Raw genomic sequence first — 14,936 nt, forward strand, 5'->3', positions numbered from 1 at the left:
TTGACCCAGGAAACCATACTGCTGCGGGTTTTTTTTGCCCATTTGCTGACTCCGATTGACTCGTCGTTTTCCGAGTTAATACCGAGGAAACAGAGTCCGTAGGCAACTGACCACATTGTGTCGAGGTTCTCACCCTCGGCCCCTTTTGACTGGAATACAGCGCGTTTAGAGGGCAATTTGAGGGCAATACGGGCGAAATCCTCAATAGTACCGATGCCTGAGCCTCCTCCCGTAATAATGATGCCTGCCGGCAATAAACCGTTTCTTCCGATTTTTTTAAGGTGCGCCTCCACAAGTTCGAACATGTCCGAAAGGCGGGCGCTGATTATATTTTCGAGTTCTTTCTGCGGGTACGTTGTTTTGGTAAGTGCTCCAAGTTTTATACTCTCTGCTTCTTCAAGCGGGATACGCAAACCGAGGGCGATATCGTTTGTAATATCCGTCGAACCGATAGGAAACACTTCAAGCGAAATGGGAATGTTATTTTCAAAGACGACAATTGAAAGTGTTTCCGCCCCGATGTTTGCGAGAACGCACCCCGCGATTTTTTGAGTTTTTGAAAGTGTTACAAAACTTGCGGCAATGGGGGAAGCGTACGCGTCAATGACTTCAATTCCCGCTTCCTCGATTCCTTCAATCAAGTCGTCGAGGTGGTGTTTAAGACACGTGACAAACAGAGTTCGCACTTCAAGCTTGCTCCCTTTCATTCCAAACGGCCGTCCCAAGACGGGTTTGCCATCGATTTTGTATTGAAGGGGGATAGTATGAATAATGGTTCTATTTAAAGAAAGCGAGGTGGGAATTTCACTTTCGCATACCTCGAGAGCCTTTGCCATATCAAGTTCGGTAACCGTTGAATCGGCGCGCGTAATAATGGTTCCTCCTTGAGAAATAAAACTTGAAAGTCCTATACCGCCTACGGAAATAAAGGCGCGTTTGATGGGAATACCCGCCGCTTTTGACGCCTGGAGAATCGCTTGTTTGACGCTCCGCACCGTATCACCCGTATTGATAATGTAACCGTGCCGAAGCCCTTTTGATTCGGCCATTCCTTTACCGATAATACGCGGAACATAATTTCCGTTTTTTTGAGTACCTTCGGTGATAATAACTTTCACCTGGTATGTTCCGATATCAATTCCTGTGACGATGTTTCTTGCCATTACTATAAAGAATGTTAAACCCTTTCTGTCGAAATAAACAAAAAACGCTCGCAATATCTTTTTTCAGAACACGCATATTCGTCTGCTGACGAATTGCTCTGCTCCTTACAGGAGCTGTCCACTCATTGGATCTTTTCTAAGAAAAGCTCTCAATGAGTCTTGCAAAAGCTCCACGTGTTCGCTTTCTCACGGCCCGTCGACCTGTGCAAGATTCTGAAAAAATAATTGCTCGCTTCAACTAGGGGAAGGAAAATCTAAATCCGACGAACACCAAACCGCGCGAGTACCTTCCTTTCCTCTCTCTCCATTTTACTACCGTGCGCGTATCCTTTCAAATGGAACAACGCGTGGATAAAGAGATATATTAAAAAATCATTCGGTTTCATCTTGTACGCGGCCGCTTCCGAAACGGCTTTCGACAGAACGATAAATATTTCTCCCGAAGAAGGTGACAGAGGAAACGAGAGTACGTTGGGGACATAATTCTTGCCGCGATACGTCCGATTGAGAGTCGCGCCTTTTTTTGGTCCCACAAATACGAGGCCCACGGAAAAATTTTTCCCCGCGACTGCATCTTTTATGCGAGAAAAAGGCAAGCGGGGAAGCTTGCTCTTAAGTGTGGTATGAAGGCTGAAGGAAGGCGTACGCACGGGCTTATCTCCTTGTTTTGAGGACGATTTTTCCGAGTTTTACGAGTTCATCGATTTTTACCTTTTTGACGAGGCGCTTGAGAGTTTTTTTCTTGCGTACCATCGGGGACGCGGAACGGCTGTAATAGCGCTCTCCTCTCACTTTTCTTAGAACTCCGGAACCTTGAACACGCTTGGTAAAACGGCGGAGCAAGCTCAAGCCGTTCTCATTGCTGTTCTTTTCAACTTTTACGTTCATTGCCATATTGGTTCTCTATGCTAACACAAGGCCAACTTTGCTTCAAGCCTTTGAAATCGACTTAAGATGGGTAGGTAAAGAAGCAAATGCCACGGTGTCTTGAAAACGGGTTTTCGAATCTCTTACCAGCACGGTATTTTCAATGGCTTCTTTCTGGCCGAAGATAAGCAAATAGGGTGTTTTGGTATTCTCGGCGGTTGATGCCTGTCCGCTGAATTTGTCTTTTGTGAGCCCGTGCGAAACAAGAATCTTCGAACGGCGGAGGGTTTCGATAACGGGTAAGCTTTTGAGTTTTGCATTATACCCGAGGTGGATGAAATAGAATTTCGGTTTCGGTAGTTTTTTTACTACTGTCGCTCTCTGGTGTTTCCCTGCGCGTTTCCAAGAGAGGGTAATTCCCACAGCCGGTATTTCTTTCTTCAGACCGATTTTTCTTGACAAATGATTATAACGATACCCGTGTCCCAAAACGAGGCGTTTTCCTTCTCTTTCCCCGCTTATGGAAAACGTCGTTTGCGACGCGTACTGCTTGCTTCCGACAAGGTGGTTGTCGATGGTATAGGGGATGCCGGAGCTTTCTATGAACTCAAGCACTTCTTTAAAATGCGCACGGCTCATGTCCGAAAGCGTTGAGAGGGGTTGGGGGGCGCCGACGACAAAACTTTCGAGTTTGGTATCCGTTGTCCGCAGAATTTCAAATATGTCCTTCTTGAATGCCTGACGGTACGGAGCGGGAAGTTCTTCGATATGACGTCTGTAATAAGCGACGAGCTCTCGTTCCAGGCGGGAAAGGGATTCCCTGTCCCCGACGCTATTGATTGCAATTTCTATATTTTCAAAACCTTCCTCCGAAAGTATCGCGGTAGCAGTCTGAATAAGAAGCGCTTCGGCGACGCTTTTTGACGAGCCAATGACATCAAGTCCGCATTCGAAATTACTTCCTCGTCTGCGCCCGCTTCCGCGCATTGGTTTTTCATAATAAAAAAATACGTGTTGGGGAAAAGCGTCCATCTCTTCCATATACAAACGGAGCAAACGGGCTTTCTCTTGAAGTTCATACGCTTCCTCCTTGTCATCCTGTATTCCCGCGCTTTTTGCGACACCCCGTGCCCGTTTTCCATCTTCCGCGTTAATCGAGGGAGTTTCAATGGGGCTGAATCCGTAATAAAAAGCAACCTCGCCCGGTTTTTCCACGGATGAAGCCAAGGCAATTTTCTTCAGCTCTTTTTCTTGCGGAGGTGGTACGTTTTTTTTCATGACTAATAGGAATCGCTTGCGTCACCGGGTAAAAGGGAAACTTCTCCTACCGGGAGAAGGCGCACAAACGGCTTCCCGATGAAAAAGCTTCGTTTCAAAGGTCCCCATGTCCGCGAATCAAGACTTCCGGCCCGGTTGTCTCCCATTACAAAATATTCATCATCCGCCAAAGTAACAGTCATATAAGAAGACTGGACATACTTAACGTACTCTTCGGAAAGTTCCAAACCTTCCGGATACGCGTCATTTTTTACCGTAACGTGTCCGTTCTGTATTTCTAGCGTTTCGCCGGGAAGTCCGATAATTCTTTTTATAAAGGCTTGGGAAGGGTTTTTAGGGTACTTGAAAATAAGAACCTCTCCGCGTTGCGGTTCCCCGAAGCGGTAACTGATTTCATCGACAATAAGATAATCCCCGTTTTTAAATGTCGGGTCCATGGAGGCACCGCTTACCACGAATGGCTGAGCGATGAACATCCTGAAAGGAATAATGATAAGAAGGGATAGGACCACAAAACTCACCAATTCCTTGATGGATTCTCCGATGCCGGACGGACGCTTTCCGTCCGTTTTTGCAGGCTCCGTATCGTTTGGGATGGAAGGTTCCATAAGAAGTTTTTCAATTGTAATACGCATTCCTTACTTGACGCAAGCAGATATGGTCATTACAATGACCGTATCTTTTTAGTATGTATATAATCGTTGGACTCGGAAATCCAGGCAGTGAATACGAAATGACCCGCCACAATACGGGCCGCATTGTCGTTGACGCTATTCGCAAGAAGGGTGATTTCTCCGAATGGAAGGAAGATAAGAAAAAAAAGGCGATGGTATCGGCAGGAAGTTTGTCCGGGGGGAAAGCAACACTTATTTTGCCGCAAACATTTATGAACAAATCGGGAGAAAGTCTTAAAGGGCTTATTACAAGTAAGAAAAAAGCGGAAACGCTTGTTGTTGTGCACGATGACCTTGACCTTCCGCTTGGGACCTTGAAGATGTCTTTCAATCGCGGTTCTGGGGGACACAGGGGAGTGGAATCGATTATTCGCGCCATAAAAACGGAAACATTCATACGATTGCGTGTCGGCATTTCTCTTTCCGATTCAAAAGGACGCGCAAAAAAGCCCAATGGCGAAAAAGCGGTCAGTGATTTTATTCTTCACAAATTCAAAGACAGCGAACAAAAAATCCTCTCCAAAGTTTCCCGCAAAGCGGTGACCGTCGCCGAAACGTTACTTGCGGACGGCAGGGAAAGAGCAACCGAAATCTGCAATCAAAACTAAAAACCGCCTTTCGGCGGTTTTTAGTTTTCTTAAGATATTTCCTATTCAGATTATTCCGCGATATAGGAAAGCGCCATTTTTCTTTCTTTCGGGTCAAAGAGAGTAATCTTAAACGTGTATGACTTTCCAAGTTCAAGTTTTTCGCGCAATGTCGCTTCGTTTCCGAACTCCGAAATATGCACAAGACCGGCAATGCCTTCCTCGATTGAGGCAAGCGCCCCGTGCTTGTTGTATTTGATGATGACCCCTTTGACAACATCATCTTTTTTGTATTTCTTTTCTCCGGCTACCCAGGGGTTTTCCTTCAACGCTTTGATTGAAAGGGAAATTTTTCCGTCTTTGATTTCGATGATTTTTGCTTTTACTTTTTCACCGGGACGGTACAAGGCTTTGGGGTCTTCAACCAAAGACCAGTCGATTTCCGAAATGTGTACGAGCCCTTCAAGTCCTTCCTGAATTTTGACGAATACACCAAAGTCAACGACACCGGTGATTTCTCCTTCGATTTCGTCACCGAGCGTGTATTTATCGATAATTTTCTCCTTGTTTTTCTGTTCGGGGTCTTTTTCCGAGAAGATAAGCTTACCTTCTTTCGGTGCCGCCGAAATGATTGATACGGATAATTTTCCCCCGACAAATTTCTTCAGTTCCTCAAGAATTTTATCTTTATCTCCGTCGCTTACCCGCGGATAGTGTTCCGTTTTAAGCTGGGAAGCGGGCAGAAAACCCTGAATCCCTTGCCATTCAAGAATAAGACCTCCTTTGTTGGCATCCATTACCGAAAGCTCAAGCACGCTTTTGTTTTTGATATGCGTTTCCGCCTCTCCCCAAATGAGCGCCTGTCTCGCTTCCTTGAGCGAGATTTCAATATAGCCGTCTTTGTTTGCAACCTCGACAACTTTTCCGGCGACACGATCTCCGACATTTACTTTTTTGATAATGTCGCGCGCGCTGATGTATTCACGTCCGAATATAATTCCGGTACCGAATGGCACAAGATCAACGTACACCGCGTCTTTGGTAATAGCGATTACCGGACCCTCAATCAGGTCACCTTCAAGCGGAGGGTTTTGGGTCGCGTTGAAAAAGCCCACCATAGGGGAATCTTTTTTCTTTTTTGATTCCTTTTCTTCTTTCTCGTCTCTTTCTTCTTTTACTTCTTCCGTTACTTCTAACTTCTCTTCCTGTTCTTTAATAGTCATTGTAATTGCACAAAGAAGGTTCGTCATGTCAGAACATATCCATTATCCTGACGAGGTTATCTTCTCTGTTTTTAATAAAAGATGTACCATCTTTTGTTGCCGTCGCTAACTCGGAAGTGCAAATATCAAAACATTTCCACTTCTCTCGTTGCGCTAGGCAATAAAAAGTCCTCCAAGAGGATTCCACGTATTATATAGCAAAAAATGGCCCTGTCCAGCCGTTCCGTTTTCCTGAAAGGTAGGTTATACTGAAGCGGCATGATTATCACATATCACGGTTTGGAGGCTTTTAAGGCTCAATTTGGCGATACTGTTCTCGCCTTTAATCCCGTTTCCAAGGATTCATCGGGCAAAGTCACCCGTTTTGGGGCGGATGTGGCTTTGGTAAGTCTTTGGGACAAAGACTTTAACGGGGTGGAAAATGTCACTTTCGGAGAAAAAATTCCTTTCGTTATTTCACAGCCCGGTGAGTATGATGTTAAGGGAGTTTTCATTCAGGGATTTCCGTCAAAATCTTCTTACGGGGGCAAAGAAAGAATCAACACGATATATTCCGTAATGTTTGAAGATATGCACCTGTGTTTTCTCGGAGCCATCAAAGACGCGCAAATAGCAAACGAAACTCTCGAAGCGCTTGAGGCCGTCGATATACTTTTTGTGCCTATCGGAGGAAACGGAACATTGGATGCGGCGCAAGCGTACCGACTCGCTGTTTCTCTCGAGCCAAAAATTATCATCCCGATGCACGACACTTCCGACGGTAAGGCGCTCAAGACTTTTCTTAAAGAAGGAGGGGAGGAATCACAATCTCCCATTGATAAACTGACCATCAAGCGCAAAGACATTGAAGGGAAAAAAGGAGAGGTGTTTATCCTTTCCCCCCAATAACTTTTTTCTCTGCCCGTCTATCCGAGAACAGACGACCGGTAAAATTTCACCCATGTTTAATTTTTTGGAAAAAATTCGACAGAAACCCGAACACGAAAGACATCACATTCTTATCGCAAGTTCCGTTATCATTACACTTCTTATTGTGTTTATCTGGGGTTCTCTGTTGTATGCGCGGTATCTCGGAACCTCACAGCAGAAAAAAACATTGCAGCACACCGCCTCCCCGTTTGAGGTTTTTTTCAAAGATCTCGGTGGACATTTTGAATCGTTTAAAAGCGGGTATAAAAGTGTGGAAGATATTATCTCCGATGTCTCTTTGGAGATAAACACGGAAAACTTTGCCGTCTCTTCTTCAACCGAAACTGCGGGGACGACAACACAATCGGAGAATTTACCCTTATCAAAAGAGGAACAAAACCCTTAAAAAATAGCCTAGAATATGCTATAATTAAAGATTAGTATGGCTTCCGCGCAAGACAAAAACAAAGAGGAAAAGAGGCCCGAACAGGCCCTTGGTATCGTCCCCAGAAACATAACGACTGAAATGAAAGAGTCGTATCTTGACTATGCGATGTCGGTTATTACCGCGCGCGCCCTTCCCGATGTCCGTGACGGGTTAAAGCCTGTTCAAAGACGCATTCTCTACTCGATGCACCACATGGGTCTTACCTCATCGGCCAAATTCAGAAAATCCGCTGTTGTTGTCGGAGACGTGTTGGGAAGTTACCACCCGCACGGAGATGCTTCGGTTTATGATGCCATGGTCAAAATGGCCCAAGATTTCGTCATGCGGTATCCGTTGGTTGCCGGACAGGGAAACTTTGGAAATATAGACGGTGATTCTGCCGCCGCCATGCGATATACCGAGGCAAAGATGTCCCGTCTTTCTATGGAGACGCTTCGGGACATTGAAAAAGAAACCGTCAATTTTCGTCCGAATTATGACGGTACGAAAAAAGAGCCGGAGGTGCTTCCGGCGGGAGTGCCCAATCTTTTGTTAAACGGAACGCTCGGTATTGCCGTCGGTATGGCGACGAACATTCCGCCGCATAACCTCCGCGAAGTTATCGATGCCACCGCGTATCTTGTCGATAACACAGAAGCGACAACCGAGGATTTGCTGCAATTCGTCAAAGGGCCCGACTTTCCGACGGGGGGAATTATTTTTAATGAAAAAGACATCCATCATGCCTACGCGACCGGCCGGGGCGGAGTTGTCACGAGAGGCGTTGCCGAAATAACGGAGTCTAAAGCGGATACATATCAGATAGTTATCAGTTCCATTCCGTATCGCGTCAACAAAGCCGACCTCATTATGCGTATCGCAGACCTTGTACGGGAGAAAAAAATCGAGGGTATCAAAGCACTCCGCGACGAATCGGCCAAAGATATCCGTATCGTTATTGAACTCAAAAGCGGAAGCCAGCCGCAAAAGATTCTCAATTTTCTTTATAAACACACGCCGCTTGAGGACACATTCCACTTCAACCTCGTTGCGCTTGTTAACGGTGCGCCGCTCACGCTTTCTCTGAAGGCAATTCTCCAGGAATTTGTTTCCCATCGAATTAACGTTATTCGCCGAAGAACCGAGTACGACCTGAAGAAAGCCGAAGAGAAAGAGCATATTCTTCTCGGTCTCAAGAAAGCGCTTGACCATATTGACCAAATCATAAAACTCATCAAGGCCGCCAAGGATGTGGTTACCGCCCACGCGAACTTGATGAAGGAATTCAAGTTCTCTGACAGGCAGGCGACCGCCATTCTTGAAATGAAGCTTCAGAAGCTCGCCGGCCTCGAACGAAAGAAGATTGAAGACGAACTGAAGGCGACACAAGATTTGATTGCCGAACTCAAGAGTATTTTGGGAAGCCCGAAAAGAATTCTTACCATCATTAAAAAAGAATTGTCCGATATTTCTGAAAGGTATGGCGATGAAAGAAAAACGCGGGTAATAAAATCCGGCGCGCGCATTATGGCGCCCGAGGACCTTATTCCCGATGAAGAAAATGCCCTTGTTTTGACCGCGGGCGGGTATATCAAACGGACCAATCCGGACGAATTTCGCCGCCAGAAAAGGGGAGGAGTCGGGGTTGTTGATCTTGATACCAAGGAAGAAGATTTTGTTACGACATTTCTAAACGCATCAACGCACAGCGACCTTCTTTTCTTTACGGACCGGGGCAAAGCATACCAAATAAAGATGTACGATATTCCCGAAGGAAAACGCGCCACCAAAGGCAAATCAATTATGAATTTTCTGTCACTTGAAGCGGAAGAGCATGTTACCGCGGTGCTTCCGATGCCGAAATCCACAAAAGAAAGCGATGTGTCAATCCTCATGGTGACACAGAACGGAGAATCAAAACGCGTTGCGGCGAAAAGTTTTCATGATGTAAGGAGAAGTGGAATTATTGCCATAAAACTCGCCCCAGGTGACCAGTTGATTTCAAGTTCGTTTGCGGCAAAAGGGGACACGGTCATTGTTGTAACCGCGCACGGACAGTCAATTCACTTCAAAGAGTCCGATATTCGGGAAATGGGAAGAAATGCCGGGGGGGTCCGATGTATCCGTCTGTCTAAGTCAGACAAAGTCATCGGCGCCCGGGTGGTCAAAAAAGAGGCTCAAACCCCGTCGCTTTTGGTACTGTCCGCAAACGGTTTTGGTAAGAAAACGTCTCTTAAAGAATATAAAATTCAAAAACGGGGTGGCTCGGGAATTCGCACCGCAAAAGTGACGGCAAAAACAGGACCGATTATATCCGCCCGCATTGTCACCCCGGAAGAAGAAGAAATCGTCGCTATTTCCAAAAAAAGCCAGGTAATACGCGTTTCACTCAATGAAATTTCCACTCTCTCGCGCGGTACCCAAGGCGTACGCATTATGAAATTGCGTGAAGGGGACGCCATCGCTTCTTTGATTTGTTTGTAAGCCCGTTCCCGCTTCTTTACTCCTCTGTTATAATTGAATGTGAGATAGTCTCACACTTTTTATGTTTTCCGACCCGGAAAAAAATATTGAAGAGCTCGGCCTTATGCCCGGCATGCACGTTGCCGATATCGGCGCGGGTTCCGGTTTTTACAGCTTGTCCGCGGCAAAAGCGGTAGGAAACAATGGAAAAGTGTATGCCATTGATGTCCAGAAAGACTTGTTAAGCAGAATCAAGAATGAAGCACAGCGACAACACATAAAAAACCTTGAAGTGATATGGGGAAATGCCGAAGAACAGGGGGGAACCAAGTTAAGAGAAAGTTCCGTTGATGCGGCCATAGTCGCCAATCTTTTGTTTCAAATTAAAAACAAAGAAGGTCTAGTCAAAGAAATAAAACGCATTCTCAAGCCAAAAGGTCGCGTTCTTCTCGTAGACTGGCAGGACTCTTTCGCCGGTATGGGCCCGCAATCGGGAGACGTGGTGCTGCCTGATTCCTCAAAGGAACTTTTCGAAAAAGGTGGACTTATCTTTGAGCGCCGCATGGGAGCGGGAGCGCAACATTACGGATTTATTTTTTCAAAACCATGAGCAAATTCCAACTTCTTATAATGTTCGTATTCGGGGCGTTTATCGTGCTCGGTGTCATTATCTTTTCTGCCTCGCGTGGCACATCGACAAAGCCTGAAAATAAAGTGACGATTTGGGGGACATTGCCGCTTAGTGATTTCAATACGATGCTCAAGGAACACCCTGTGAGCGAAAATAAAGAATTCGCCATCACGTATGTCCAAAAGCGCTCTACCGAATTTGACCAGGCATTTATTGAAGCGCTTGCGGAAGGCAAAGGCCCCGACCTTGTCTTCTTGCCGCATGATTCCTTGTGGAAACATCAAGGGAAACTGTTTCCCATTCCCTATAAGAGTTATTCCGAGCGCCTTTTCAAAGACACGTTTATAGAAGAGGGGGAGTTATACCTTTCTTCCAGTGGAATCATGGGATTGCCGATTCTTGTTGACCCATTGATGATGTATTGGAATCGCGACGTATTTTCAAATGCGGGCATTAGCCGACCGCCGGAATATTGGGATGAAATGTTTACCCTCGCTCAGACGCTTACCAAAAAAGACGAGTCGTTCAATATCACCGAAAGTGCCGTAGCGCTTGGAGAATTCAGAAACATAGCCAATGCCAAAGAAATCATAAGCGCGCTTATTACTCAGGCGGGAGGTCCGATTACACAGCGGACGGACAAAGGGGCGACAGTGGTATTAAATCAAAAACTTGACCAAACGATTGTTCCCGCGGAAGCGGCTATTAACTTCTATACCGAATTTTCAAACCCCATAAAATTGTTTTATTCCTGGAATCGTTCACTCCCGCGTTCGGACAATTTCTTTACGGCGGGTGACCTTGGCATTTACTTTGGTTTTGCCAGTGAGTTGGACCAAATAAAAGCAAAGAATCCAAATATTAATTTTGACGTCGCTTTGTTCCCGCAATCGCGCGAAGGACAAAATAAAACAACATATGGCCGCGTGCAGGCGCTTTCCGTCGTGAAAAGCAGCCGTAACATCGCCGCGGCAGTTTCCATCGCGGCTATTCTTACCGACAAAGAACACAGCGCCGCATTGAGTACTATTGCGGGATTGCCCCCTGTACGCCGCGACCTGCTTTCAAAAGCTCCATCCGGCGACGCGTACAGCATTCTGTTTTATCAAAGCGCCCTCCGCGCCCGAGGCTGGCTCGACCCCGATAGCGTGGCGACAACGGCGATTTTCCAGAGCATGATAGAATCAATTACGGCGGGGCGTTTGCGAACGAGTCAGGCGGTTTCCCGCGCCCATTCGGAAATGCAGGATTTATTTAACCAAACAAAATGAAACGCACTCTTTTGGTAGTTGTTTTTTTTGCACTTCTCCCGATTCTGGTTTTTGCCCAAGGGGGCCTTATTCCTTGCGATGGGGTAGACACCAAATGTGGTTTTCCGCAACTCATTGAACTGGGTAATAACATCATTAACTTCCTGGTTATTGCTTCGATTCCGCTTGCTGTTATCAGTTTTATTTATGCCGGCTTTCTTTATCTTACTGCGGGAGGTAACGAGGGGAAAATCAAACAGGCACACAGTATTTTCTGGAAAGTTTTGTGGGGCTTCATTATCATTCTCACCGCTTGGCTTATCGTTCAACTTATTATTAACGCTTTCTTGGTGCCGGGTTATTCACTTCTTGAAAATTAATATGAAACGATTTTTATTGTCTTTTTCTTTTCTGTCACTTCTTCCGTATGTCGTACTTGCCCAAAGCGGCGGGGGAGGCGGAGGCACGATGCTTGAAAATCCTTTCAAAGGGGGAGCCGATTCGTTGGGTGATTTTGTTCAAATACTTGCAAACGACGTTGTAATGCCCCTCGGCGCGGTTGTTGTGGTGCTGTATATGATTTATTCCGGCTTTCTTTTTGTTGTGGCTCAAGGCAATCCTGCCAAACTTGAGGAAGCAAAACGGGCTTTTCTGTATTCATGCATTGGTGCGATAGTTCTTCTTGGCGCGTGGACAATTGCCCAGGTTATTCAAAATACCATTGACCAAATCACTCAATAAATATGACTCGATTATTTTTCTTACTTCTCGCTCTTATATCGCCCGTTTCTTCTTTTGGGCAATCTCCACTCGGTCCGGATAATTTCGACGATGTGGTAAGTCTCCTTATCGGTATTATGGGTCTTTTATATCCGGCTCTTGTTGCATTGGCGCTTCTTGTTTTTTTCTGGGGCTTAGCGAAGTTTATGTCCGGGGGCGGAAACGAGCAGTCGGTTGAGGACGGAAAGAAACTTATGCTCTGGGGCATCATCGGGTTGTTTGTATTGGTTTCCATGTGGGGAATCGTACGCATTTTGGTTGACAGTTTCGGTTTTGACGGAGGATTTCCCCTTGCGCCTGAGTTTTAACACATTCACTTATGAAACATTTCAATATCACTTTGCCAATAGCATTTTTCTCTCTTTTTCTGTTTCCTGTGGGAGCGTACGCCATAGACAACCTGCAGGACCTCATCTACCTTTCAGTCGGTCTCTTCAATAATATTATTTATGTCATATTCTCTTTTGCCCTTCTCATGTTTTTCTGGGGTTTGGCGAAATTTATTGCAAGCGCGGGGAACGATAAATCTATTGCCGACGGGAAACGCCTGATGTTGTGGGGCGTTATAGCTCTTTTTGTCATGGCTTCAGTGTGGGGTATTGTTGCCTTTCTTCAGGACAGCTTTGATATTACGGATCCCTACTTTTAACTTTTATTACGACAAGCGAGGAGCGCGTGGACAATTCCGATTGTACACAGCGTCCGAGTCGAAGTCGTAACAAAGGTGAGAAGATCTGGGAAATCTTCGCAAGACTCATTGAGAGTCCGCCGTAGGCGGAATCCAATGAGTGGACAGAACCTGTAAGGTTTAATACCCCGCCCCTCTGGGGTGGGAGAGAGCGAGTCTTCGAGCACCAAATGGGTGCAGGGCTTGCCCCGCGGTTAATACCCTTTATTGTAGTTGCAGATTCATCCCCGCGGCAAGCCGCGAGGGTATTCTCTGCAACTACAAGAGAGAGGTCGGCGGAGCCGACACTTCTACAACAAAGTTTGCCCTGTTGCCTCGCCCAATACCCCGTCCGCTCCGCGGTGGGGACGGGATGAGGACAAACTTTATTTTAAGCCGCAATAATCGTCTTAACCTTGACGTCGGCTGTCAACATATTTTCTTGTTTTTCCACATGGGTGCGATACAATGTATGTATCAACTTTTTTATAAAAGTAAGGTCGTTATTTAGTTTATCCTTAATAACGTTTTCTAAAAATGAAGAAAGCACTCGCCTTAACAGCGACAATCGCAGCTCCGGCATTGGCATTCGCACAGTTGGGTAATGTCGAGGACATCATAAGCGCCATCGGCAGTATCGTTACCCTTCTTATTCCGATTGCCTTTTCTGCCGCTCTTCTCTTCTTCTTCTGGGGTTTGGCTCAGTACATTCTCTCAGCAGGAAATGAGGAAGCAAAAGCACAAGGTAGAAATATGATGATCTGGGGTATTGTCGCTCTCTTCGTTATGGCATCGGTCTGGGGTCTTGTCGCCTTTATAGGTGACGCTCTAGGAATCGACCAAAGCGGAGACATAGACGTTCCTGGAGTTCTTAACAACTAATACGTCGCTTACTTTTAGACTGTATGTCCATTGGAGAGTTTCTCAATAAGGTAAGCGAAGCAATCGTTAACCCTCTGATACGTCTGATGTTTGCGGCCGCAACAATCGTGTTCGCGTGGGGCATCGTTCAGTTCATAAGCAGTGCACAGAGCGATGAAAAACGCGAAGAAGGAAAAAGAACGATGTTGTGGGGCATCATTGGAATGTTTATCATGATATCGGTATACGGTATCGTCGCAGCCCTTCTCGGAACATTCGGAATCGATAGCGACTACTTCTAAAGTAAACCAGTATAGAACACAAAATCCCTCCGTCTTAAGCGGAGGGATTTTTGTAAATAAAAAGCGGGAAAGATTTTTTTAATCTTTCCCGCTTTGGTTTTCTACTGAGGGTTTTGAATATTAAGTCGCACCTCAACATCCTCTTGTGTTGCGGATTGGAAGCGGACGGCATATGTCGGGCTGGGTATTGAGACATCGGTATCTTTTTCGATGCGATATACCTCACCAGTATTAACCCTCATTACCTTAATTGGGTTTGGCCTTGATTCGAATTCCCATCGTGCTCCCCGAGGAATGTGAACAATTTCGCTCCACGTTTCCCGAGGTGCTATGACGGAGAATTCTCCCAGTCGGTACTGCACCTCCTCTTTGACAACTTTTTGTGGTTCTTTTTTCTTTTCGAAAAAGGCGTCCACAGACTTTTGGTCCATTCCCAAAATATTAAGGAAAAGAACCACAAAGAGAAGAATCACGATGGAGATCTTCTTTTTGAAGTCGAAAAAGACAGAAAGAAGAATACCACCGATGCTTACAAACCAGAAGAGATTCCCGTTGGCAAACCACTTGTGCCATGTTGTGGGCGAAAGCCCCCAAACGATTCCATAGGCGACAATGAGAGCAATAAGGAACTGCCACGCATGCGCCGGGATCCAAGAGGGGATAACGTTTCTCCAATCCTTGAGCCGGTCCAGGATTGAGTAATCAACCTTCTCTCCCTTTGCTGCTTTCAATTTTGCTGTTTTTTTCTCTGTTTCCGGTTTGATTTTACTTAGGAGCCAGAGACCAGCTCCAGCGATTGCAGTAAAAATTACCGTTCCAACAAGTATTTTAAACATATTAGCCACCCTCCTTTA

At 45.8% G+C, this 14,936-nt stretch carries 19 protein-coding genes; 12 read left to right on the plus strand and 7 right to left on the minus strand.

The window, feature by feature from the left end; translation table 11 throughout:
* From ftsA to lepB, 5 genes are all read right to left on the minus strand, one after another.
* Positions 1 to 1,163, minus strand: a 1,163-nt coding sequence (gene ftsA / locus Q8O71_02670; GenBank protein MDP2705275.1) for a cell division protein FtsA, incomplete at its 3' end; no start/stop codon positions are given.
* A gap of 254 nt (positions 1,164 to 1,417) precedes the next feature.
* Positions 1,418 to 1,813 (minus strand): rRNA maturation RNase YbeY, encoded by a 396-nt coding sequence (gene ybeY, locus Q8O71_02675; GenBank protein MDP2705276.1) that lies wholly within the window; start codon positions 1,811 to 1,813, stop codon positions 1,418 to 1,420.
* A gap of 4 nt (positions 1,814 to 1,817) precedes the next feature.
* Complete coding sequence (locus Q8O71_02680) at positions 1,818 to 2,057, minus strand: 30S ribosomal protein S21 (GenBank protein MDP2705277.1); 240 nt, start codon at positions 2,055 to 2,057, stop codon at positions 1,818 to 1,820.
* 36 nt (positions 2,058 to 2,093) lie between these two features.
* On the minus strand, positions 2,094 to 3,308 hold the full coding sequence (locus Q8O71_02685; GenBank protein ID MDP2705278.1) for an ATP phosphoribosyltransferase regulatory subunit: 1,215 nt from the start codon (positions 3,306 to 3,308) through the stop codon (positions 2,094 to 2,096).
* 2 nt (positions 3,309 to 3,310) lie between these two features.
* Positions 3,311 to 3,943: a signal peptidase I gene (gene lepB, locus Q8O71_02690; protein ID MDP2705279.1), complete on the minus strand. Its 633-nt coding sequence runs from the start codon at positions 3,941 to 3,943 to the stop codon at positions 3,311 to 3,313.
* A 53-nt stretch (positions 3,944 to 3,996) separates the two neighbouring features.
* On the opposite strand from lepB, the gene pth reads away from it, so the two are divergent.
* Positions 3,997 to 4,590 carry an aminoacyl-tRNA hydrolase gene (pth, locus tag Q8O71_02695; GenBank protein MDP2705280.1) on the plus strand — a complete coding sequence of 198 codons (594 nt, stop codon included), beginning with the start codon at positions 3,997 to 3,999 and terminating at the stop codon, positions 4,588 to 4,590.
* 50 nt (positions 4,591 to 4,640) lie between these two features.
* Here the strand turns inward: pth and Q8O71_02700 are convergent, their stop codons facing one another.
* On the minus strand, positions 4,641 to 5,792 hold the full coding sequence (locus Q8O71_02700) for a S1 RNA-binding domain-containing protein (protein ID MDP2705281.1): 1,152 nt from the start codon (positions 5,790 to 5,792) through the stop codon (positions 4,641 to 4,643).
* A 258-nt stretch (positions 5,793 to 6,050) separates the two neighbouring features.
* On the opposite strand from Q8O71_02700, the gene Q8O71_02705 reads away from it, so the two are divergent.
* The 11 genes from Q8O71_02705 to Q8O71_02755 all read left to right on the plus strand — a co-directional run bounded on the left by Q8O71_02705 (position 6,051) and on the right by Q8O71_02755 (position 14,082).
* Entirely contained in the window at positions 6,051 to 6,680 is a 630-nt protein-coding gene (locus Q8O71_02705) for an MBL fold metallo-hydrolase (protein ID MDP2705282.1), read from the plus strand.
* Between the two features lie 52 nt (positions 6,681 to 6,732).
* The gene (locus tag Q8O71_02710) at positions 6,733 to 7,107 is read left to right on the plus strand and encodes a hypothetical protein (GenBank protein MDP2705283.1); all 375 of its coding nucleotides are present in this window, start codon (positions 6,733 to 6,735) and stop codon (positions 7,105 to 7,107) included.
* Between the two features lie 36 nt (positions 7,108 to 7,143).
* Positions 7,144 to 9,612 (plus strand): DNA gyrase subunit A, encoded by a 2,469-nt coding sequence (gyrA, locus tag Q8O71_02715; GenBank protein MDP2705284.1) that lies wholly within the window; start codon positions 7,144 to 7,146, stop codon positions 9,610 to 9,612.
* A gap of 61 nt (positions 9,613 to 9,673) precedes the next feature.
* The gene (locus tag Q8O71_02720) at positions 9,674 to 10,201 is read left to right on the plus strand and encodes a methyltransferase domain-containing protein (protein ID MDP2705285.1); all 528 of its coding nucleotides are present in this window, start codon (positions 9,674 to 9,676) and stop codon (positions 10,199 to 10,201) included.
* Positions 10,198 to 11,493 (plus strand): extracellular solute-binding protein, encoded by a 1,296-nt coding sequence (locus tag Q8O71_02725; protein ID MDP2705286.1) that lies wholly within the window; start codon positions 10,198 to 10,200, stop codon positions 11,491 to 11,493. Before Q8O71_02720 ends, Q8O71_02725 begins: the two co-directional genes overlap by 4 nt.
* Positions 11,490 to 11,852 (plus strand): hypothetical protein, encoded by a 363-nt coding sequence (locus Q8O71_02730; GenBank protein ID MDP2705287.1) that lies wholly within the window; start codon positions 11,490 to 11,492, stop codon positions 11,850 to 11,852. Before Q8O71_02725 ends, Q8O71_02730 begins: the two co-directional genes overlap by 4 nt.
* A gap of 1 nt (position 11,853) precedes the next feature.
* On the plus strand, positions 11,854 to 12,213 hold the full coding sequence (locus tag Q8O71_02735) for a pilin (protein ID MDP2705288.1): 360 nt from the start codon (positions 11,854 to 11,856) through the stop codon (positions 12,211 to 12,213).
* A 2-nt stretch (positions 12,214 to 12,215) separates the two neighbouring features.
* Complete coding sequence (locus tag Q8O71_02740; protein MDP2705289.1) at positions 12,216 to 12,560, plus strand: hypothetical protein; 345 nt, start codon at positions 12,216 to 12,218, stop codon at positions 12,558 to 12,560.
* 11 nt (positions 12,561 to 12,571) lie between these two features.
* Positions 12,572 to 12,901 carry a hypothetical protein gene (locus Q8O71_02745; protein MDP2705290.1) on the plus strand — a complete coding sequence of 110 codons (330 nt, stop codon included), beginning with the start codon at positions 12,572 to 12,574 and terminating at the stop codon, positions 12,899 to 12,901.
* A gap of 555 nt (positions 12,902 to 13,456) precedes the next feature.
* Complete coding sequence (locus Q8O71_02750) at positions 13,457 to 13,801, plus strand: hypothetical protein (GenBank protein MDP2705291.1); 345 nt, start codon at positions 13,457 to 13,459, stop codon at positions 13,799 to 13,801.
* Between the two features lie 23 nt (positions 13,802 to 13,824).
* Positions 13,825 to 14,082, plus strand: coding sequence for a hypothetical protein (locus tag Q8O71_02755; protein MDP2705292.1), 258 nt, complete (start codon positions 13,825 to 13,827; stop codon positions 14,080 to 14,082).
* Between the two features lie 101 nt (positions 14,083 to 14,183).
* Here the strand turns inward: Q8O71_02755 and Q8O71_02760 are convergent, their stop codons facing one another.
* Entirely contained in the window at positions 14,184 to 14,918 is a 735-nt protein-coding gene (locus tag Q8O71_02760; GenBank protein ID MDP2705293.1) for a hypothetical protein, read from the minus strand.
* Between the last annotated feature and the right edge of the window lie 18 nt (positions 14,919 to 14,936).

Source organism: bacterium, from assembly GCA_030690305.1.
Classification (GTDB): Bacteria; Patescibacteriota; Minisyncoccia; order Phycocordibacterales; family JAGLPS01; genus JBBUCK01.